The 19,115-nt window shown below is 60.4% G+C and carries 20 protein-coding genes and 1 tRNA gene; 20 read left to right on the forward strand and 1 reads right to left on the reverse strand.

The genetic code is table 11. The features are described 5' to 3' along the window. Window positions 1–31 precede the first annotated feature (31 nt). The 15 genes from aspS to BLP82_RS07610 all read left to right on the forward strand — a co-directional run bounded on the left by aspS (window position 32) and on the right by BLP82_RS07610 (window position 12,404). Window positions 32–1,807: an aspartate--tRNA ligase gene (aspS, locus tag BLP82_RS07540; protein ID WP_092166408.1), complete on the forward strand. Its 1,776-nt coding sequence runs from the start codon at window positions 32–34 to the stop codon at window positions 1,805–1,807. A gap of 120 nt (window positions 1,808–1,927) precedes the next feature. Further along, on the forward strand, window positions 1,928–2,674 hold the full coding sequence (locus BLP82_RS07545; RefSeq protein WP_018614256.1) for a YebC/PmpR family DNA-binding transcriptional regulator: 747 nt from the start codon (window positions 1,928–1,930) through the stop codon (window positions 2,672–2,674). 253 nt (window positions 2,675–2,927) lie between these two features. Continuing rightward, the gene (ruvC, locus tag BLP82_RS07550) at window positions 2,928–3,452 is read left to right on the forward strand and encodes a crossover junction endodeoxyribonuclease RuvC (RefSeq protein WP_014339919.1); all 525 of its coding nucleotides are present in this window, start codon (window positions 2,928–2,930) and stop codon (window positions 3,450–3,452) included. Window positions 3,453–3,566: 114 nt separating this feature from the next. Beyond that, a complete protein-coding gene (gene ruvA, locus BLP82_RS07555; protein ID WP_053124616.1) occupies window positions 3,567–4,175 on the forward strand; it encodes a Holliday junction branch migration protein RuvA in 609 nt (202 codons plus the stop codon). Beyond that, window positions 4,176–5,237, forward strand: a complete 1,062-nt coding sequence (gene ruvB / locus BLP82_RS07560; RefSeq protein ID WP_092166409.1) for a Holliday junction branch migration DNA helicase RuvB — start codon at window positions 4,176–4,178, stop codon at window positions 5,235–5,237. Between the two features lie 127 nt (window positions 5,238–5,364). Next, entirely contained in the window at window positions 5,365–5,832 is a 468-nt protein-coding gene (ybgC, locus tag BLP82_RS07565; protein ID WP_003205037.1) for a tol-pal system-associated acyl-CoA thioesterase, read from the forward strand. Further along, window positions 5,822–6,517 carry a protein TolQ gene (tolQ, locus tag BLP82_RS07570; RefSeq protein ID WP_014339916.1) on the forward strand — a complete coding sequence of 232 codons (696 nt, stop codon included), beginning with the start codon at window positions 5,822–5,824 and terminating at the stop codon, window positions 6,515–6,517. The genes ybgC and tolQ overlap by 11 nt, the downstream gene beginning before the upstream one ends. A gap of 23 nt (window positions 6,518–6,540) precedes the next feature. Next, entirely contained in the window at window positions 6,541–6,993 is a 453-nt protein-coding gene (gene tolR, locus BLP82_RS07575) for a protein TolR (protein WP_161798348.1), read from the forward strand. Continuing rightward, complete coding sequence (gene tolA, locus BLP82_RS07580; RefSeq protein WP_072408783.1) at window positions 6,993–8,069, forward strand: cell envelope integrity protein TolA; 1,077 nt, start codon at window positions 6,993–6,995, stop codon at window positions 8,067–8,069. Before tolR ends, tolA begins: the two co-directional genes overlap by 1 nt. Beyond that, window positions 8,066–9,367 (forward strand): Tol-Pal system beta propeller repeat protein TolB, encoded by a 1,302-nt coding sequence (gene tolB / locus BLP82_RS07585; protein WP_063324614.1) that lies wholly within the window; start codon window positions 8,066–8,068, stop codon window positions 9,365–9,367. Before tolA ends, tolB begins: the two co-directional genes overlap by 4 nt. A gap of 52 nt (window positions 9,368–9,419) precedes the next feature. Continuing rightward, a complete protein-coding gene (pal, locus tag BLP82_RS07590) occupies window positions 9,420–9,917 on the forward strand; it encodes a peptidoglycan-associated lipoprotein Pal (protein ID WP_003178634.1) in 498 nt (165 codons plus the stop codon). Between the two features lie 6 nt (window positions 9,918–9,923). Then, window positions 9,924–10,757, forward strand: a complete 834-nt coding sequence (ybgF, locus tag BLP82_RS07595; protein WP_092166411.1) for a tol-pal system protein YbgF — start codon at window positions 9,924–9,926, stop codon at window positions 10,755–10,757. 166 nt (window positions 10,758–10,923) lie between these two features. Continuing rightward, window positions 10,924–11,571: a 7-carboxy-7-deazaguanine synthase QueE gene (gene queE / locus BLP82_RS07600; protein WP_072348921.1), complete on the forward strand. Its 648-nt coding sequence runs from the start codon at window positions 10,924–10,926 to the stop codon at window positions 11,569–11,571. A gap of 19 nt (window positions 11,572–11,590) precedes the next feature. Beyond that, window positions 11,591–12,265, forward strand: a complete 675-nt coding sequence (gene queC / locus BLP82_RS07605; RefSeq protein ID WP_170842283.1) for a 7-cyano-7-deazaguanine synthase QueC — start codon at window positions 11,591–11,593, stop codon at window positions 12,263–12,265. A 63-nt stretch (window positions 12,266–12,328) separates the two neighbouring features. Then, window positions 12,329–12,404, forward strand: a tRNA-Lys gene (locus tag BLP82_RS07610). 117 nt (window positions 12,405–12,521) lie between these two features. Here BLP82_RS07610 and BLP82_RS07615 read toward each other — a convergent pair. After that, window positions 12,522–13,457 (reverse strand): LysR family transcriptional regulator, encoded by a 936-nt coding sequence (locus BLP82_RS07615; RefSeq protein WP_092166415.1) that lies wholly within the window; start codon window positions 13,455–13,457, stop codon window positions 12,522–12,524. A gap of 171 nt (window positions 13,458–13,628) precedes the next feature. On the opposite strand from BLP82_RS07615, the gene BLP82_RS07620 reads away from it, so the two are divergent. From BLP82_RS07620 to BLP82_RS07640, 5 genes are read left to right on the forward strand one after another with little or no spacing between them, the layout of a single operon-like run. Next, the gene (locus BLP82_RS07620; protein WP_060740904.1) at window positions 13,629–14,246 is read left to right on the forward strand and encodes a thermostable hemolysin; all 618 of its coding nucleotides are present in this window, start codon (window positions 13,629–13,631) and stop codon (window positions 14,244–14,246) included. After that, window positions 14,243–15,808, forward strand: a complete 1,566-nt coding sequence (locus BLP82_RS07625) for an AMP-binding protein (RefSeq protein WP_092166417.1) — start codon at window positions 14,243–14,245, stop codon at window positions 15,806–15,808. Before BLP82_RS07620 ends, BLP82_RS07625 begins: the two co-directional genes overlap by 4 nt. Continuing rightward, the gene (locus tag BLP82_RS07630) at window positions 15,783–16,664 is read left to right on the forward strand and encodes a TauD/TfdA family dioxygenase (protein WP_092166419.1); all 882 of its coding nucleotides are present in this window, start codon (window positions 15,783–15,785) and stop codon (window positions 16,662–16,664) included. Before BLP82_RS07625 ends, BLP82_RS07630 begins: the two co-directional genes overlap by 26 nt. Before the next feature lie 8 nt (window positions 16,665–16,672). Next, window positions 16,673–17,797, forward strand: coding sequence for an aminotransferase class III-fold pyridoxal phosphate-dependent enzyme (locus BLP82_RS07635; protein ID WP_092166420.1), 1,125 nt, complete (start codon window positions 16,673–16,675; stop codon window positions 17,795–17,797). After that, window positions 17,775–19,115 carry an aspartate aminotransferase family protein gene (locus BLP82_RS07640; protein ID WP_092166431.1) on the forward strand — a complete coding sequence of 447 codons (1,341 nt, stop codon included), beginning with the start codon at window positions 17,775–17,777 and terminating at the stop codon, window positions 19,113–19,115. The genes BLP82_RS07635 and BLP82_RS07640 overlap by 23 nt, the downstream gene beginning before the upstream one ends.

A 19,115-nucleotide genomic window follows, 5' to 3' on the forward strand; every position in this document is an offset into this window, starting at 1 on the left:
ATGTCGAATTACGAGAAGTGAAACCACTACCATGATGCGCAGCCATTATTGCGGCCAACTGAACGAAAGCCTGGAAGGTCAGGAAGTTACTCTTTGCGGATGGGTCCATCGTCGCCGTGACCATGGCGGGGTGATTTTCCTCGATATCCGTGATCGTGAAGGCCTGGCCCAGGTGGTGTTCGATCCGGACCGCGCTGAAACCTTCGCCACCGCCGACCGCGTGCGCAGCGAATACGTCGTCAAGATCACCGGCAAGGTGCGCTTGCGCCCGGCCGGCGCCGGCAACGCCAACATGGCGTCGGGCATGATCGAAGTGCTGGGCTACGAGCTGGAAGTGCTCAACGAGTCGGAAACCCCGCCGTTCCCACTCAACGAATACTCCGACGTGGGCGAGGAAACCCGCCTGCGCTACCGCTTCATCGACCTGCGTCGCCCGGAAATGGCCGAGAAGCTGCGCCTGCGTTCGCGCATGACCACCAGCATCCGTCGTTACCTGGACGAAAACGGCTTCCTCGACGTCGAGACGCCGATCCTGACCCGCGCCACGCCGGAAGGCGCCCGCGACTACCTGGTGCCGAGCCGTACCCACCCCGGCAGCTTCTTTGCCCTGCCGCAGTCGCCACAGCTGTTCAAGCAACTGCTGATGGTGGCCGGGTTCGATCGCTACTACCAGATCGCCAAGTGCTTCCGCGACGAAGACCTGCGTGCCGACCGTCAGCCTGAGTTCACTCAGATCGACATCGAGACCAGCTTCCTCGACGAAAAAGACATCATGGGCCTGACCGAAGGCATGATCCGCAACCTGTTCAAGGAAGTGTTGGGTCTGGAGTTCGGCGAGTTCCCGCACATGACGTTCGAAGAGGCCATGCGCCGCTACGGTTCCGACAAGCCGGACCTGCGCAACCCGCTGGAACTGGTGGACGTGGCCGATCAGCTCAAGGACGTCGAGTTCAAGGTGTTCAGCGGCCCGGCCAACGACCCGAAATGCCGTATCGCGGCCCTGCGTGTTCCAGGCGGCGCCAGCATGCCGCGCAAGCAGATCGACGATTACACCAAGTTCGTCGGTATCTACGGTGCCAAGGGCCTGGCGTACATCAAGGTCAACGAGCGCGCCGCCGGTGTCGACGGCCTGCAATCGCCCATCGTGAAGAACATTCCGGAAGCCAACCTCAATGTGATCCTCGATCGCGTGGGTGCGGTTGACGGCGACATCGTGTTCTTCGGCGCCGACAAGGCCAAGATTGTCAGCGAAGCCCTGGGCGCGCTGCGCATCAAGCTGGGCCACGACCTGAATCTGCTGACGTGCGAGTGGGCGCCGATGTGGGTCGTTGACTTCCCGATGTTCGAAGAAAACGACGACGGCAGCTTCTCCGCGCTGCACCACCCGTTCACCGCGCCGAAGTGCTCGCCGCAAGAGCTGGAGGCCAACCCGGCCACCGCTCTGTCGCGCGCCTACGACATGGTCCTGAACGGTACCGAGCTGGGTGGCGGTTCGATCCGTATCCATCGCAAGGAAATGCAACAGGCGGTGTTCCGCCTGCTGGGCATCGACGAAGCCGAGCAGGAAGAGAAGTTCGGCTTCCTGCTGGACGCGCTGAAGTACGGTGCACCGCCCCATGGTGGCCTGGCCTTCGGCCTGGACCGCCTGGTGATGCTGATGACCGGCGCCCAGTCGATCCGTGAAGTGATCGCGTTCCCGAAAACCCAGAGCGCGGCCGATGTCATGACCCAGGCGCCGGGCGTGGTGGACGCCAAGGCGTTGCGCGAGTTGCACATCCGTCTGCGTGAACAGCCAAAGGCTGAGTAAGGCTGGCACCTGAGAGGGCGCATCTTCGGATGCGCCTTTTCATTGGGGTCGATATTTCTGATTGCCGGCCACTGCCCACGCGCAGGGCGGGCAATGTTCCAAAGAGAAACGGAGCGAGTTATGGCAGGTCATTCCAAGTGGGCGAACATCAAGCACCGCAAAGAACGTCAGGATGCCAAGAGAGGCAAGATCTTCACCAAGTGGATCCGTGAGCTGACGGTCGCGGCCCGCCAGGGTGGCGGCGATCCCGGTTCCAACCCGCGTCTGCGCCTGGCCCTGGACAAGGCCTTGGGTGCCAACATGAGCCGCGACATCATCGACCGGGCCATCGCCCGTGGCGCGGGTGCGACCGAGGCCGACAACGTTGAAGAACTGACCTACGAAGGGTATGGCCCGGGCGGCGTGGCGGTGATGGTCGAATGCATGACCGACAACCGCAACCGTACCGCAGCCGCCGTGCGTCACGCGTTCAGCAAATGTGGTGGCAACCTGGGCACCGATGGCTCGGTGGCCTATCTGTTCGAGCGCAAGGGTCAAATCAGCTTCGCCCCGGGCCTCGATGAAGATGCCCTGACGGAAGCGGCCCTGGAGGCCGACGCCGATGACGTGGTCAGCCATGAAGACGGCTCGTTCGACGTGTTCACGTCGTTCGCCAGCTTCTATGCCGTGCGCAATGCCCTGGAGGCGGCCGGTTTCAAGCCCGCCGACGCGGAAATCGTCATGCAGCCGACCACCAGTGCCGAACTGGACCTGGAAGGCGCCGAGAAGGTGCTCAAGCTGATCGACATGCTGGAAGACCTGGATGACGTTCAGAACGTTTATTCCAACGCCGATATTCCGGAGTCGGTGGCTGAACAGCTGGGCTGATCCACAAGTGTGATCCGTCAAGCGGAACCCTGTGGCGAGGGGATTTATCCCCGTTGGGCTGCGTAGCAGCCCCAATAGTCAACTCAATCTGTCTGGTACACCGAGCTGCCGGACTTGGGGTCGCTGCGCGACCCAGCGGGGATAAATCCCCTCGCCACAGGCATATTGCTCGACCTTATCTATTGTGCGACCGGCATTGGGTTAAGCCCTTACTGTATCCTCACTTGTAACCGTATTACTCTTCGCAGGCGCTATGACTTTAATCCTTGGTATCGACCCTGGTTCGCGCATCACCGGCTATGGTGTGGTTCGCGATACCGGGCGCGGCTGCGTGTACGTCGCCTCTGGTTGCATCCGCACCGGTGCGGGGGAGCTGCATGAGCGCTTGCAGATCGTTTATCGCGGCGTGCGCGAAGTCATCCAGACCTATGGCCCGGTGACCATGGGCATCGAGCGGGTCTTCATGGCGCGCAACGCCGATTCGGCCCTGAAGCTGGGGCAGGCCCGGGGCGCGGCCATCGTGGCTGGCGCCGAGGAAAACCTGGAGATCGCCGAGTACACCGCGACCCAGGTCAAGCAGGCGGTCGTCGGCACAGGGGCGGCGAACAAGGAGCAGGTGCAAATGATGGTGATGCACCTGTTGAAACTGGTCAGCAAGCCGCAAATCGACGCCTCCGACGCCCTGGCCATCGCCATTTGCCATGCCCATACCCGTTCCAGTCTGTTGCCTCATGGCCTGGGGACTGCACGCAGTCGTGGCGGGCGCCTGCGTCTCTGATAGCATCAGCGCAATCTTCGTGAGCCCGAGCATCTTGCGCCTGTGTCGTCGGCCTTCCTGCCCGGGCTGTTACTCGCCAGCCCGCGGGCTGGCCAACACCCAAGGATCTGAAACGTGATTGGACGCTTGCGCGGCACCCTGGCTGAAAAACAGCCGCCGCACCTGATTCTGGATGTAAATGGCCTGGGTTATGAGCTGGAAGTGCCCATGACCACGCTGTATCGCTTGCCGTCGGTCGGCGAGCCGCTGACCCTGCACACCCATTTGGTCGTGCGCGAGGATGCGCAGTTACTCTATGGTTTCGTCGGCAAGCGCGAGCGGGATTTCTTCCGCGAGTTGATCCGTCTCAATGGCGTCGGCCCGAAATTGGCCCTGGCCTTGATGTCGAGCCTGGAAGTCGACGAACTGGTGCGCTGCGTGCAGTCCCAGGACACCTCGGCGCTGACCAAGGTGCCTGGGGTGGGCAAGAAAACCGCCGAGCGCCTGCTGGTCGAACTCAAGGACCGCTTCAAGGCCTGGGAGGCGGTGCCGGCGATGTTCGCCTTGGTGCCGAACCAGCCGGACGCGCCGGTGCCGGCGGTCAGCGCCGAAAACGATGCAGTCACCGCGCTGATCTCCCTGGGCTACAAGCCGCAGGAGGCCAGCAAGGCGATTTCCGCCATCAAGGAAAAAGGCCTGAGTACCGAAGACATGATTCGCCGTGCCCTGAAGGGAATGATTTAAGTGATTGAAGCTGACCGTCTGATCGCCGCCACGGGCGTACCCCGTGACCGCGAGGAAATCCAGGACCGCGCGATTCGTCCTGTCAGCCTGGCCGACTACATCGGCCAACCGACCGTGCGCGAGCAGATGGAGCTGTTCATCCAGGCGGCCCGTGGGCGCAGCGAGTCGCTGGACCACACCTTGATCTTCGGCCCGCCGGGCCTGGGCAAGACCACCCTGGCCAACATCATTGCCCAGGAAATGGGCGTCTCGATCAAGAGCACGTCGGGGCCGGTGCTTGAACGGCCGGGCGACCTGGCGGCGTTGCTGACCAACCTTGAGCCCCATGACGTACTCTTCATCGACGAAATCCATCGGTTGTCGCCGATCGTCGAGGAAGTGCTGTACCCGGCCATGGAAGATTTCCAGCTCGACATCATGATTGGCGAAGGGCCGGCGGCGCGCTCCATCAAGCTGGACCTGCCGCCCTTCACCCTGGTGGGTGCCACCACCCGCGCCGGCATGCTGACCAACCCGCTGCGGGACCGTTTCGGTATCGTCCAGCGCCTGGAGTTCTACAACAACGCCGACCTGGCGACGATTGTCAGCCGTTCGGCGGGCATCCTCGGGTTGCCGCTGGACCCGGACGGTGCTTATGAGATCGCCCGGCGTGCCCGGGGGACGCCGCGGATCGCCAACCGCTTGCTGCGCCGGGTGCGGGATTTTGCCGAAGTCCGGGCCAAGGGCCACATCACCAAGCCGATTGCCGACCTGGCGCTGAACCTGCTGGACATCGACGAACGTGGTTTCGACCACCAGGACCGGCGCCTGCTGCTGACCATGATCGAGAAGTTCGACGGTGGCCCGGTGGGCGTGGACAGCCTGGCGGCGGCCATCAGCGAAGAGCGCCACACCATTGAAGATGTGCTGGAACCGTACCTGATCCAACAGGGCTACATCATGCGCACGCCTCGCGGGCGCGTGGTGACCCGTCATGCTTATCTGCACTTTGGCTTAAACATCCCGACACGAATGGGCGAGATGCCGGTGGTAGACGAATTCCTCGATGCCGTGGACGATTGAACGAGCTCTGTACGCCGACTTTTTTCCGGTTCGTGCTGTCCCAGACGACGCCTGGAGCGTCAATGCGTTCGAGAATGAAAAAACAGTTGCCTGGCCGATTGGCAACCTGAGGAGTAAGCACTAGAGTATGCGCGCGCAAAACGGGCTGGAGTCGTTCGCACATCGCTGTCGCGTTTATTACGAGGACACCGATGCTGGCGGCATCGTCTACTACGTCAATTACCTCAAGTTTATGGAACGGGCTCGAACCGAACGGCTGCGGGAACTGGGTTTTGCCCAATCCGCGCTGGCAGGGGAGGACCTGTTATTCGTCGTGCATTCCAGCGAAGCGCGTTACCACGCGCCGGCGCGACTGGACGACGAACTGGTGGTAAGTGCCGATGTCATCGAATTGAACCGTGTCAGCCTGCGCTTCAAGCAGCAGGTCAGGCGGGCTACGGATAACGTGCTGCTCTGCGAAGGGCAGTTTTTGGTGGCCTGTGTGCGCACCCATAGTTTGAAACCCCGGGCCATTCCCGAAGCTCTACGTGCGGCCTTTGCCGGCGTGAGCGGCGCGGGTACACACTCAGAGCAGGAGATAAAGCGTGGAAGCTAACGTCGTCGACCATTCCTCCATGTGGAGCCTGGTCAGCAATGCCAGCGTCGTGGTGCAACTGGTAATGCTGACCCTGGTAGCCGCATCGGTGACCTCATGGATCATGATCTTTCAGCGCAGCAACATGCTGCGCGCCGGTCGTCGCGCCCTGGAGAGCTTCGAAGAGCGCTTCTGGTCCGGCATCGACCTGTCCAAGCTCTATCGCCAGGCCGGCAGCAACCCGGACCCGGACTCGGGCGTCGAGCAGATCTTCCGTGCCGGTTTCAAGGAGTTCTCTCGCCTGCGCCAGCAGCCGGGCGTCGACCCTGAGGCGGTGATGGAAGGCGTGGCCCGTGCCATGCGCGTCGCCATTTCCCGCGAGGAAGAAAAGCTCGAGCAGGGCCTGTCGTTCCTGGCCACCGTTGGCTCGGTCAGCCCGTACATCGGTCTGTTCGGTACCGTGTGGGGGATCATGAACTCCTTCCGTGGCCTGGCTTCCGCCCAGCAAGCGACCCTCGCCACCGTGGCCCCGGGCATCGCCGAGGCACTGATCGCCACCGCCATCGGTCTGTTCGCGGCCATCCCGGCCGTTATCGCCTACAACCGCTTCGCCGCCCGCAGCGAGATGCTGACTGGCCGTTACTACACCTTCGCCGATGAATTCCAGGCGATCCTGCACCGTAAAGTGCACACCAGCGAAGAATAAGCAGGTATTTCCCAATGGCTTTAATCGCTCGAGCCCGAAAAAAGCGCAAGCCGGTCGCCGAGATGAACGTGGTGCCCTACATCGACGTGATGTTGGTGCTGCTGGTCATCTTCATGGTGACCGCGCCGATGCTCAATCAGGGCGTGAAGGTCGATCTGCCCAAGGTTTCCAGCGAAGCCTTGCCGCAGGACAACAACACCCAGGTACTGACCATTTCGATCAAGGCTGACAAGACCTACTACTGGAACCTTGGCAGTGAAGTGGACACCGAGAAGCAGCAGGACCGGGCCATGACCTTGCCGCAGATGACCGATGCGGTGACCAAGATCATTCGCGTCGGCAACGATGCCGGCAAGCGCACCCAGGTCTTCATTCGTGGCGACAAGACCGTCGACTACGGTGCCGTGATGGGCGCCATGGGCGGCCTGCAGAAAGCCGGGGTCGGTAATGTTGGCTTGATCACCGAGGCCCCCTGATGCAGCAACAGCGAGAGCCGTCCGCCTCGGAAAGCTACTTCTGGCCCAGTGTCCTGGCCATCGGCCTGCATGTGCTGGTGTTCGGCATGCTGTTCGTCAGTTTTGCCATGACCCCGGAGTTGCCGCCGGCCAAGCCGATCGTGCAGGCGACGTTGTACCAGCTCAAGTCGAAAAGCCAGGCGACGACCCAGACGAACCAGAAGCTTGCCGGTGAGGCGAAGAAATCCGCCGCGCGCCAGACTGAAGTCGAGCAGATGGAACAGAAGAAGGTCGAGCAGGAAGCGATAAAGGCCGCGGAACAAAAGAAAGAGGAAGCGGCTCAAAAGGCCGAGGAAGCCAAGAAGGCCGATGAGGCGAAAAAAGCGGACGAGGCGAAAAAGGCTGATGAAGCCAAGAAAGCCGACGACGCGAAGAAAGCCGAGGCCAAAAAGGCAGAAGAGAAACAATTGGCTGATATAGCCAAGAAGAAAGCCGAAGAAGAAGCCAAGAAAGCCGCTGAAGAAGAGGCCAAGAAAGCGGCCGCTGAAGAAGCGAAGAAAAAGATCGTCGAGGACGCCAAGAAGAAAGCGGCCGAAGACGCCAAGAAAAAAGCTGAAGCTGAAGAGGCGAAAAAGAAAGTCGCCGAAGACGCGAAGAAGAAAGCCGCCGCCGACGCCGCCAAGAAAAAGGCCCAGGACGCAGCGCGTAAGTCCGCCGAAGACAAAAAGGCCCAGGCCTTGGCAGATTTGCTTTCCGACACGCCGGAGCGCCAGCAGGCCTTGGCCGATGAGCAGGGTGATGAGGTTGCCGGCAGCTACGATGATCTGATTCGCGCCCGGGCGGCGGAAGGTTGGGCTCGCCCACCTTCGGCGCGCAAAGGCATGACGGTAGTATTGCAAATCGGCATGTTGCCCGACGGTACGGTTACCTCGGTCAGCGTCGCCAAGTCCAGCGGTGACGGTCCGTTCGACGCTTCGGCGGTCGCAGCGGTCAAGAACATTGGGCGTTTGACGGAAATGCAAGGAATGAAACCGAGCGACTTTGCTCCCTATCGTTCATTCAAGATGACATTCACACCTGAGGATCTAGCCTTGTGAGAAACCTTCTTCGATCAATGCTGGTCGTTATCTGCTGCCTGGCAGGGATAGCGGTAGCAGAGGAAAAGAACATCCTGGTCACCAGCGGCAGCGACCGGGCCACCCCGATCGCCGTCGTACCGTTCGGCTGGCAGGGCGGTAACGTCCTGCCGGACGACATGGCGGAAATCATCGGCAACGACCTGCGCAACTCGGGTTACTACGCGCCGATTCCGAAACAGAACATGATCAGCCTGCCAACCCAGGCCAGCGAAGTCATCTACCGTGACTGGAAGGCCCTGGGCGCCCAGTACATCATGGTCGGCAGCATCGTTCCGGCCGGCGGTCGCCTGCAGGTGCAGTACGCCCTGTTCAACGTCGCCACCGAGCAGCAAGTGCTGACCGGCAGCGTGTCGGGCAGCGTCGATCAACTGCGCGACATGGCGCACTACATCGCCGACCAGTCGTTCGAGAAACTCACCGGTATCAAGGGCGCGTTCTCCACTCGCATGCTCTACGTGACGGCCGAGCGTTTCTCCGAGAACAACACCCGCTACACCCTGCAGCGTTCCGACTATGACGGCGCCCGTGCGGTGACTCTGCTGCAATCGCGCGAGCCGATCCTGTCGCCGCGCTTTGCCCCCGATGGCAAGCGCATCGCCTATGTCTCGTTCGAGCAGAAGCGTCCGCGTATTTTCGTGCAGCACATCGACACCGGTCGTCGTGAGCAGATCACCAACTTCGAAGGCCTGAACGGCGCGCCAGCCTGGTCGCCGGACGGTTCGCGCCTGGCGTTCGTGCTGTCCAAGGACGGTAACCCGGACATCTATGTGATGAACCTGGCTTCGCGCTCGATCTCCCGCGTCACCAACGGCCCGGGCATCAACACCGAGCCTTTCTGGGGCAAGGATGGCTCGACCATCTACTTCACCTCCGACCGTGGCGGCAAGCCTCAGATCTACAAGACCAGCGCCGGTGGCGGCGGTGCCGAGCGCGTGACTTTCGTCGGTAACTACAACGCCAACCCTAAACTGTCGGCGGACGAAAAGACCCTGGTGATGATCCATCGCCAGGACGGTTTCACCAATTTCAAGGTGGCGGCCCAGGATTTGCAGCGCGGAAGTGTAAAAATCCTCACTGATAGCACTCTGGACGAGTCACCCACTGTTGCGCCCAACGGCACCATGGTAATCTACGCCACCCGCCAGCAGGGCCGGGGAGTCTTGATGCTCGTGTCCATTAATGGACGCGTGAGGCTCCCGCTTCCTACCGCACAAGGCGAAGTCAGAGAACCGTCCTGGTCCCCTTACCTGAACTGACGCGGCGCAATACGTTTTACTTAACACACTGGGGTTCATTAGGAGTTTCACGATGGAAATGCTGAAGTTTGGTAAATTTGCTGCGCTGGCTCTGGCCATGGCTGTAGCTGTAGGTTGCTCGTCCAAAGGCGGCGACAATGCCGGTGAAGGCGCTGTTGATCCAAACGCTGGTTACGGCGCTAACACTGGTGCAGTTGACGGCTCCCTGAGCGAAGAAGCTGCTCTGCGCGCAATCACCACCTTCTACTTCGAATACGACAGCTCGGACCTGAAGCCAGAAGCCATGCGCGCTCTGGACGTTCACGCCAAGGACCTGAAAGCGAACGGCGCTCGCGTTGTTCTGGAAGGCAACACCGACGAACGTGGTACTCGTGAGTACAACATGGCACTGGGCGAGCGTCGTGCGAAAGCCGTTCAGCGCTACCTGGTACTGCAAGGTGTTTCCCCAGCTCAGCTGGAACTGGTTTCCTACGGCGAAGAGCGTCCAGTTGCCACCGGCAACGACGAGCAGTCCTGGGCTCAAAACCGTCGCGTCGAACTGCGTAAGTAATTCGTCATGCGAACGTGCCGTCGTGCTGTAACTGTTCTGGCTCTCAGCCTCGCGCCGCTTGCGGCGTGGGCTGCGGTTCCTGTGGTCGATAACGATGCCGGCTATAACAATAGCGGGAGCAGCTATCCGCCTGCAGGTTACGGTACGAGCGGCGCCTATGCCGGGGGAGGGGTTTCGGCCCCTGTCTCGGCACAGGGCCAGCTGTTCAACCAACTGCAGCAAATGCAGGATCAGATCTCGCGCCAACAGGGTGTGATCGAAGAACTGCAAAATGATATTTCGCGCATGAAGCAGGAAAGCCTGGAGCGATACCAGGATCTTGATCGGCGCATAGGATCCGGCGTTGCACCTGCCGCGACTCCTGAGAATTCTCCAGCCGGTGGCGACTTGAACGCCCCCGGTGCAGCCGCAGGCGCGGGGGCAGCTGCTCCAGCAGCACCTGCCGCCGGTGGCGAGCCGGCTGATCCGGCGAAGGAAAAGCTCTACTACGATGCTGCCTTCGACCTGATCAAGGCCAAGGATTTCGACAAGGCCAGCCAGGCCTTTGCCGCTTTCCTGCGCAAATACCCAAACAGCCAGTACGCGGGCAATGCCCAATACTGGCTGGGCGAAGTGAACCTGGCCAAGGGCGACCTGCAAGGTGCCGGCCAGGCGTTCGCCAAGGTTTCGCAGCTGTATCCCAAGCATGCCAAGGTGCCGGATTCGCTGTACAAGCTGGCTGACGTCGAGCGCCGTCTCGGTCACGCTGACAAGGTGAAAGGCATTCTGCAGCAGGTGGTGGCCCAATATCCGGGTACATCCGCGGCTCAGTTGGCCCAGCGTGATCTGCAACGCATGTAAGCCGGTTTGATCTGTTTTGAAGAAACCCGCGCCTGTCGCGGGTTTTTTCGTTAGAATTCACGCCCTTTTTATGAAACACGCTTTTTGGGATCTGCGCGTTGGCGGGGTTCCTTGAAGTGCCTGACGGAGGCGGACAGCCTGTTTAGCTGTTACGCCCGTGGCGACTATGCAAGACACATTGAGAATCACCGAAGTTTTTCACTCGTTGCAGGGTGAAACGCGAACGGCTGGGCTGCCCACGGTATTCGTGCGCCTCACCGGTTGTCCGTTGCGTTGCCAATACTGTGACAGCGCCTACGCCTTCAGTGGCGGCACCGTGCGAACCCTCGACGATATCCTGGAGCAAGTGGCCAGTTATCGTCCGCGTTATGTCTGTGTCACGGGCGGCGAGCCCTTGGCGCAACCCAACGCCATCCCCTTGCTCAAGCAGCTATGTGATGCCGGTTACGAGGTTTCGCTGGAAACCAGCGGCGCCTTGGATATCTCGGCCGTCGACCCGCGCGTCAGTCGCGTCGTGGACCTGAAAACCCCAGGCTCCAAGGAAGCGCACCGCAACCGCTATGAGAATATCGAACTGCTGACACCCAACGATCAGGTCAAGTTCGTGATCTGTTCGCGGGAGGATTACGACTGGGCCGTGTCCAAGTTGATCCAGTACGGGCTCGACCAGCGGGCGGGCGAAGTGTTGTTGTCGCCGAGCCATCACGATTTGAGTGCCCGGGATCTGGCGGATTGGGTGGTGGCGGATAACTTGCCGGTGCGCCTGCAACTGCAGCTGCATAAATATCTTTGGAACGACGAGCCGGGGCGCTGAGATGACTGAACATTCGAACATGGCTGAAAAACGTGCGGTCATCCTGTTGTCCGGTGGCCTGGATTCGGCCACGGTCGTGGCCATGGCCTGTGCCGAAGGCTACCGCTGCTACACCATGAGTTTCGACTATGGCCAGCGCCACCGCGCTGAATTGCAGGCCGCAGAGCGGGTTGCCCGGGACTTGGGTGTGGTGGAACACAAAGTGATAGGCCTGAACCTCAACGGCATCGGTGGCTCGGCCCTGACCGACAGTTCCATCGACGTGCCCGAGGCGCCTGGCGAGGGCATTCCGGTGACCTATGTGCCTGCGCGTAATACGGTGTTCCTGTCCCTGGCGTTGGGCTGGGCTGAAGTGCTGGGCGCCCGTGACATTTTCATTGGCGTCAATGCCGTGGATTATTCCGGCTACCCGGATTGCCGTCCTGAGTTCGTCGAAGCGTTCGAGCGCATGGCCAACCTGGCGACCAAGGCCGGCGTGGAAGGGCAGGGTTTCCGCATCCAGGCGCCGTTGCAGAATCTCAGCAAGGCCGACATCGTCAAGGCGGGCGTGAAGCTTGGCGTGGACTACGGACTCACCGTTTCCTGCTATCAGGCCGACGATCAGGGCCGTGCTTGCGGCAAATGCGACAGCTGCCGCCTGCGTGCAGAAGGCTTCGCGGCGGCGGGTGTGAGCGATCCAACCCGTTATTTTTGATTTATTTCAAATTAAGTGTTGAATAGTCCTTAGAAATCAGTATTATACGCGCCACCACACAGCGGGTCGTTAGCTCAGTTGGTAGAGCAGTTGGCTTTTAACCAATTGGTCGTAGGTTCGAATCCCACACGACCCACCATTTTTAGCTGTTTTAAAAGTCTGGAAGGCCCACGAAAGTGCGGATTTCCGGATTTTTTTTTGCCTGATGAAAAGTCAGAACCAGAACCGCTCGACGACTCGAGCGATTCTTGGTGGGTCAAAGCAGGCCGTCCTCGGCACAAACCTTGATGATCTGTTCGCGAAACCAGCTGTTGGCGCTGTCCTGGCTCGGTTTTTCGCTCCACATCATGTCCAGCGTGAAGTTCGGTAGGCCTGCCGGTGGGCGACGGTGGCCGAACGTGTTCTTGTCGCAGGTCAGCGCTTGAATGCGTCGCGGCAAGGTCAGGATGAAGTCGGTACCGGCGATCATGTTCAATGCCGCTACGTAGCTGTTGGCTCGAGCGACAATTTGGCGGTTATAGCCTTGCCGGGCGAGCCATCCATCGATCATGTTGGTGTCGGATGTCCAGGGTGTCGGAAAAACGTGCTGGCAGGCGACGAACGTTTCCAGGCTGAACGCCTCTTCCGCCAATGTGAAGTTCTTATCGACCACGCAAACCAGTTCATCTTCCAGTAGTACTTGCGAGCGCAGTCCCTTGACGCCGCGATGGAAGTTCGGGCCAAAACAAATAACCAGATCGAAGCGCCCCTCCATCAACTCATCGGCTGGAATATCCCTGTGAAACTTAGTGATATTAATGATGACCGGGAAGCGGCTGCCAATAAAGCGTTTGACCAGTTTAGGTAGGATAAGGAGTTCAAAGTATTCCGGTGCGCAGACATTGAAGGTTATCTCTTTCTGGGTCGGATCGAATGCCGGAATACCAGAGTGGCATGTGTTTATTGTCTTGAGGATACTAAGTATGTGAGGGTACATGGCTGTGGCTTTGCTTGTCGGCAACATGCCACTACGGGTATTAACAAAAAGTTCATCTTCAAAGCTCGTGCGCAGCTTCTTCAGGCAATAGCTTACGGTTGACTGGCTGACACACAGGGCTTCGGACACCTCGGTGACGCTGCTCTGCTCGTACACCGCGACAAACACCATCAAGTCCTGCATATCCAGCTTTCTAAGCATATTACTATTGAGCATAAGATCCTTCTTGGCGCATTCCGTTGGCTAGTATCCCCGGTTTTTATGACAGGGACGTTTATTTATATATTAGCGGAAGCATTTTATTTTTTAAATGGCCTGTAGGAAATTTCCCCAATATGCTCGCCTCGCTTTTTGTAGAAATCCTGTACATGGACGGAGGAGGACGATATGCAAATACGTGTCGCAGAAACTAAGACACCGTTATGGGTGCAAGCCACAGAAGTTGTAAGGGATAAATTTCGAAGTTCTTATTCGGCCTCGGTTGAACCGAATCCGCAGTACTTTGCGGTTACTCAGGATCCGGCGGATCGTATTCTTGCCTGCGCCGGTATTACTTTTGCCGATCACCGCATACTGTTTTCCGAGCAATACCTGACGCAGCCCATCGACGAGATTTTGTCCCAGCGTTTCGAGAAAACCATCGAGCGCTCGAACATTGTCGAAATCGGCAATCTGGTCTCCCATCACCTGACGGCCGGAATGATCCTGGTCAATATGATTCCGTTGTTGGCCTGGTGCATGGGCGGGCATTACCTGTTGTGCACCGTGACACCTCGCGTCCGGCAAATGATGGAAAGTTGCCAGATCGATTTCGAGCCCCTGCTGACCGCAGACCCAACGCGCCTGGCCGACGACGGCGGCAAGAATTGGGGAAGCTATTACGCCAAGTTGCCCGTCACCGGTTTCATCCGGGTCGACCCGCAACGTTCACGTTTCGCCGCCATGACGCTCAATACTTCATTCACTCAACTGCCCGGCGATGTCATGGCGAGGGCGCAGCCATGAACGGCGGGTTTATCTCTCAGCTACAACGGGCGTTGCAAGACAATCGCCAGGCCGTCTGTGCGGTGGACTGGTTGGATTCAGGCACGGAGTCGGTGACGCTGACCTATGGCGAACTGGAGCACCGGGCCCTTAACCTGGCAGCCGAGCTGCAGCGACGTTTCCCTGAGCCGGCCTATGGCGATCGTGTGGTGTTGGGGATTGCGACGCGCAACAGCAGCGACTGGCTGGTCGCCGACCTGGCCTGTCTGTTCGCCGGGATCACCGCACTGCCGCTGCCACTGGCGTTCAGTCAATCCCAGGCCGAACACCTGGCATCACGCTGCGATGGATTTCTGGTGGATGCGGCAGGGCAGCGAACGCTGGCGCAGCGCTGGAAGCTGAATTTTGCCGACAGTCGCCTGCGCCGCCTCAACGAGCCGGTGATCGAACAGCCTTTGCTGCGGCTGCCGGACGGCGAGGGTGACTGGATCTGCAAGATCATTCACACCTCGGGCACCACCAGTCGGCCAAAGGGTGTGCGCCTGAGCAACCAGGCGGTCGGCACGGTGCTCGCCTCGCTGCGCCAGAGCATGCCGGTCGGTGCTCATCGCCGTTACCTGTCGCTGGTACCCCTGAGTCTGCTGCTTGAGCAAGTCACCGCCGCATATCTGCCGCTGCTGGCGGGCGGCACCGTGCACTTCCTGCCGGCGGACGAACCGTTGCTCGGCGAGCCAGGGGCGTCGGCACAGCGCCTGGTCGACTGGATCCTGCGAGTCCAGCCAACGGCCCTGACGGTGCCGCCGGTCATGATCAATCGTTTCCTGGAGCAATTGAACGAAGGGGGCGAGCAGGGCGAGCGGCTGGCGCGTTACCTGCAATCGGGCGCGCATATCACCTGCGGCGGCGCGGCGGTGAGTATCGATGCCCTGCGTGGCCTGGCTGAGCAAGGCATTGAGGTATACCAGGGCTATGGGCTTTCGGAGAACGCGTCGGTGGTCAGTGTGAATACCTTCGAACAGCAGCGTCTCGGCAGCGTTGGCAAGCCGTTGCCCCATGTCCAGGTGCGCATCGGAGCCGACCAGACCATCGAGGTCAAGAGCAGCTCGCTGTTCAGCGGTTACTCAGGCACGGACCCGAGTGCCTGTTCCATGTCGGACGACGGCTGGATGGACACCGGTGACCTGGGCGCGCTGGATGCCGATGGCTACCTCTATGTGCACGGGCGCAAGAAGAACGTGATCTGCCTGCCCAATGGCCGCAACGTCAGCCCCGAGCAGGTTGAACTGGAGTATCGCAAATACCCCGGCGTGAGCGACGCAGCGGTGTTTTTCGATGAGCAGCACGGCCTGGTGGCGTTGCTGTGCGTCGAGTCGACACCGGCGCGCGATGAACTGCTCGCCTGGTCGGCGGGGCGCTTCTCTGACATCGAACGCCCGAACCGGCTCTGGTTGTTGACCCAGGACGATCCGTTGCTCGAGCAACTCTACACCGTTACGGGGCGGCCGAAACGCGCCGATATCGCCACGACTTTTTCCACGCTGCAAAGGAATGCATCCAATGAGCACACCTGCCTTTCACTTTGAGAACCCGGACGTCTCCATCGTTGAGTCGCGCCACTTCGCCAGCCTGGGCAAGGCTGAGTTGTATGAGTTGCTGGGGCATTACGGCGTCGTACTGTTTCGCAACTGTATCCACAACGCCGAGGATTTCAGTGCCTACGTGAAGCAAAACAGTTCGAGGTTGAGCCTGGACCCAGCCCGGGTCATGGTCGGTGGCGCGGCGCAATTGGTGGACGCCGGGCGCCAGGCGGTTGGCCTGCACTGCGAAAATGGCAACTCACCGTTCTGGCCGGACATGACCTGGTTCTATTGCCAGGAAGCACCGCGCAAGGGTTCGCAAACCACCCTGTGCGATGGCGAACGGGTGCTGGAGAAACTGTCCCCAGTCTGCCGCACGTTCTTTGAAGAAAATCCGATTCGCTACAGCCGCACCGTGGCGGGGGAGAAATGGCGCCGGCTGGTCTGTCATTACTCGCCAACGTTGTCGGATCCGGCAGCCGTCGTGATCGAAGATCTGTTGCAGATCATCGGTGATGACCCGCAAACCCTGATTGCCTTCAACCCGGCCGATGACTCGATCCATTACGCCTTCAGCACGTCGGCGATCCTGACGTCCCCCTTCAGCCAACGTCCGGCCTTTGCCAACAGCATTCTGGGCCCTTCCTTCAATTACGAGGCGCCGGTCATCGACACGGTGGCCGGGCAGCCGATCCCTGCCGAATTCCTGGCTGAAATCGCTGAGGTTTCCGCCCAATACACCTACCCGGTTGGCTGGCGTGACCACGACATGGTGATGATCGATAACCGTCGGGTCATGCACGGTCGGGAAACCATCGTCGACGAGCGTCGACGCATTTTCAACGCCTTGAGCTATCGCTGAGAGCATTCATGAAAAACAACAAACAGATTATCGGCGGGCAGTACGAGACCTACCTCGACGGCGAGGGTCGGCAGATCATTGACCTGACCGGCGGGTTTGGCTTCCAGGTGCCGCCCGTGATCGAGGCGGTCACCCGCCAGGCAGAGATCATGGGCCTGTCCAATCGGGTGCTGATGTCCGAACCGCTGATTGCCTTGTGCCGACGCCTGGCCGAACTGCTGCCCGCCCCGCTGGCCAGCTCTTATGTGTGCAGCTCTGGCGACGAAGCGTTCGAGGGCGCCTTGAAGTTGTGCAAAGGGCTCAAGCCCAAGGGCAACACCATCGTGTTCATCCAGGGCGGCGACTACGGTTCGCTGACGTACGGGCGCTGCCTCAATGCCGCGCAGGGCGACCTGGGTGTCCAGGCGTTCCTGGGCTTCAAGCGGGTGGCGATCCGTCACCTGGCTGACCTGGACACGGTGGACTGGAATGATTGCTTCGCGGTGTGCCACAGCAATACCCGCACGGATGCAAACGGCCGGTTGCAGTTGCTCGATGCCGATTTGATCGAGCAATTGCATGCTTGCGCGGCAAAAGCGTCGGCACCGGTCATCGCGGTCGATACCCACAGTTGCCTTGGCAGCCTGGGTTCGCTGTTCGGCTTCCAGCGCTATCGTCCGATTCCGGACATCGTTGTACTCGGCGGGCCCCTGGGCGGCAGTGCAATTCCCATCGGCACCTATACCTGCAGCGAACACATGGCCTGGCAGGTCTATGGGCGCAGCAGCCCGGCCAAACACGGCAGCACCACTGCCGGTAATCCCATGGCCTGTGTGGCAGCCCTGGCCGCGCTGGATTACGTGCAAGCCCACGACTCGCCCCGGCACTGTCAGGAAAACGGCCAGTACCTGGCACAAGCCCTGGCGTCATTGGGGGCTGTGGCCGTCGGTGCCTGGGTCAGCTTGCCGCTGGCCGACGACCTGCAACCGGCCATGCTGTGCGAGGCGCTTTACCAGCAGGGGGTCTATGTCAGTACGCCCCGTGGCCGCGAAGTGATTTTGCGCTGCCCGATCACTGCACGTCCCGAGCAGATCCAACGTGCCGCACTCATCATCAAGGAGACGTTAAGCCATGTCCTTACTCAGGCCGCATGAACAATTGCTGGACGATTGCCAGCGCCACTGGAGTGCGTCGGCGGCCAAGCTGTATCGCCTTGGCAAGACCACTGTCGAACAGCAGACCGATGGCATCCATGTCACTGACCACACCGGCAAGCGCTTCATCGACTGCGCGTGCAGCTACGGGGTGTTTATCGTCGGGCATCGCAACCCGATGGTGCGTGAGCGGGTGCAGGCGCAATTGAATCAACTGGCCTGGGTGCCGGAAGGCCGGCGTCATCCGCTGCAGGACACCTTGTCCGAGCGACTGTGCCAGTTGGTGCCGGGGGAGTGGGGCGACGTGCAATTCATGGTCTCGGGGGCCGAGGCCGTCGAGCAGAGCCTGCGCTATGTGCTGCGGATCCAGCCCCAACGGCGTGGCATCGTGGTGATGAGCGGCTCCTACCACGGCAAGACCCTGGCGGCGATGAGCATCCTGGGCCAGCAGCAGAACCATGGCAGCTATGGTATCGATCCTCCCGACGTGACCTGCGTGCCCTATGGTGATTTCGCCGCGTTGCAGAAGGCCGTGGGCGAGGGCGTGTGTGCGGTGTACGTCGAGCCGATTCTGGGCGGGGCCCATTTGCAGGTGCCGCCGGTGGGCTACATGGCCAACATCCGGGCCCTGTGCGACGCCACCGGCACCCTGTTGGTGGCCGATGAAATCCAGACCGGTTTCGGTCGCTGCGGCAAATGGTTCGCCGTGCAATACGATGACGTGGTGCCCGACATCATGATTCTCTCCAAGGGCTTGACCGGCGGCTATACCTCGTTTGCCTGTGCCATGTACAGCCAGCGCCTGGCCACCCAGTACCCCCTCAGTGATATCGAGCCGGATACGCGCACCAACGGCGGGCACCCGGTCGCATGCGCGTCGGCGCTCGCGGCCATCGATTACATCGAGCAAAACAACCTGGTGGAGCTGTCCCGGGTCAACGGCGGCGTGTTGCGCCACGGTCTGCAACGGCTGGCCCTGCGCTATCCGCACATTGTCGAAGACGTCCCGGGTGTCGGCTTGATGACAGGGCTGCGCCTGCGTGGCTCGGTTTATGAAGCCTTGATGAGCATGGAGTTGGGCAAGCGTGGCGTGCATGCCGGGCATTCGATGAATGAGAAGGCCGAACGCCCGGTGCTGCGCTTCTATCCGCCGTTGAATATCGAACCCGAAGCGTTGCGGCATGTGCTGGCGATGATCGAAGAGGCCCTGGAGGCCATCGACCAACGTCCGGCACTGGCGGTGAAGGCGTTTTCCCTGGTGGTGCGCAATATGTATCAGTTGCCCAACAAGTGGTTGCGCAGCAAGGAGGCGTCGTGA

This window comes from Pseudomonas sp. NFACC37-1, from assembly GCF_900101575.1.
Taxonomy (GTDB): domain Bacteria; phylum Pseudomonadota; class Gammaproteobacteria; order Pseudomonadales; family Pseudomonadaceae; genus Aquipseudomonas; species Aquipseudomonas fluorescens_AA.

Bases quoted from the DNA above. Each gene is read 5' to 3' on its own strand.
- aspS (WP_092166408.1), top strand. From the start codon at position 32: ATGATGCGCAGCCATTATTGCGGCCAACTGAACGAAAGCCTGGAAGGT.
- BLP82_RS07545 (WP_018614256.1), top strand. From the start codon at position 1,928: ATGGCAGGTCATTCCAAGTGGGCGAACATCAAGCACCGCAAAGAACGT.
- ruvC (WP_014339919.1), top strand. From the start codon at position 2,928: ATGACTTTAATCCTTGGTATCGACCCTGGTTCGCGCATCACCGGCTAT.
- ybgC (WP_003205037.1), top strand. From the start codon at position 5,365: ATGCGCGCGCAAAACGGGCTGGAGTCGTTCGCACATCGCTGTCGCGTT.
- tolA (WP_072408783.1), top strand. From the start codon at position 6,993: ATGCAGCAACAGCGAGAGCCGTCCGCCTCGGAAAGCTACTTCTGGCCC.
- pal (WP_003178634.1), top strand. From the start codon at position 9,420: ATGGAAATGCTGAAGTTTGGTAAATTTGCTGCGCTGGCTCTGGCCATG.
- ybgF (WP_092166411.1), top strand. From the start codon at position 9,924: ATGCGAACGTGCCGTCGTGCTGTAACTGTTCTGGCTCTCAGCCTCGCG.
- queE (WP_072348921.1), top strand. From the start codon at position 10,924: ATGCAAGACACATTGAGAATCACCGAAGTTTTTCACTCGTTGCAGGGT.
- queC (WP_170842283.1), top strand. From the start codon at position 11,591: ATGGCTGAAAAACGTGCGGTCATCCTGTTGTCCGGTGGCCTGGATTCG.
- BLP82_RS07615 (WP_092166415.1), bottom strand. From the start codon at position 13,457: ATGCTCAATAGTAATATGCTTAGAAAGCTGGATATGCAGGACTTGATG.
- BLP82_RS07620 (WP_060740904.1), top strand. From the start codon at position 13,629: ATGCAAATACGTGTCGCAGAAACTAAGACACCGTTATGGGTGCAAGCC.
- BLP82_RS07625 (WP_092166417.1), top strand. From the start codon at position 14,243: ATGAACGGCGGGTTTATCTCTCAGCTACAACGGGCGTTGCAAGACAAT.
- BLP82_RS07630 (WP_092166419.1), top strand. From the start codon at position 15,783: ATGAGCACACCTGCCTTTCACTTTGAGAACCCGGACGTCTCCATCGTT.
- BLP82_RS07635 (WP_092166420.1), top strand. From the start codon at position 16,673: ATGAAAAACAACAAACAGATTATCGGCGGGCAGTACGAGACCTACCTC.
- BLP82_RS07640 (WP_092166431.1), top strand. From the start codon at position 17,775: ATGTCCTTACTCAGGCCGCATGAACAATTGCTGGACGATTGCCAGCGC.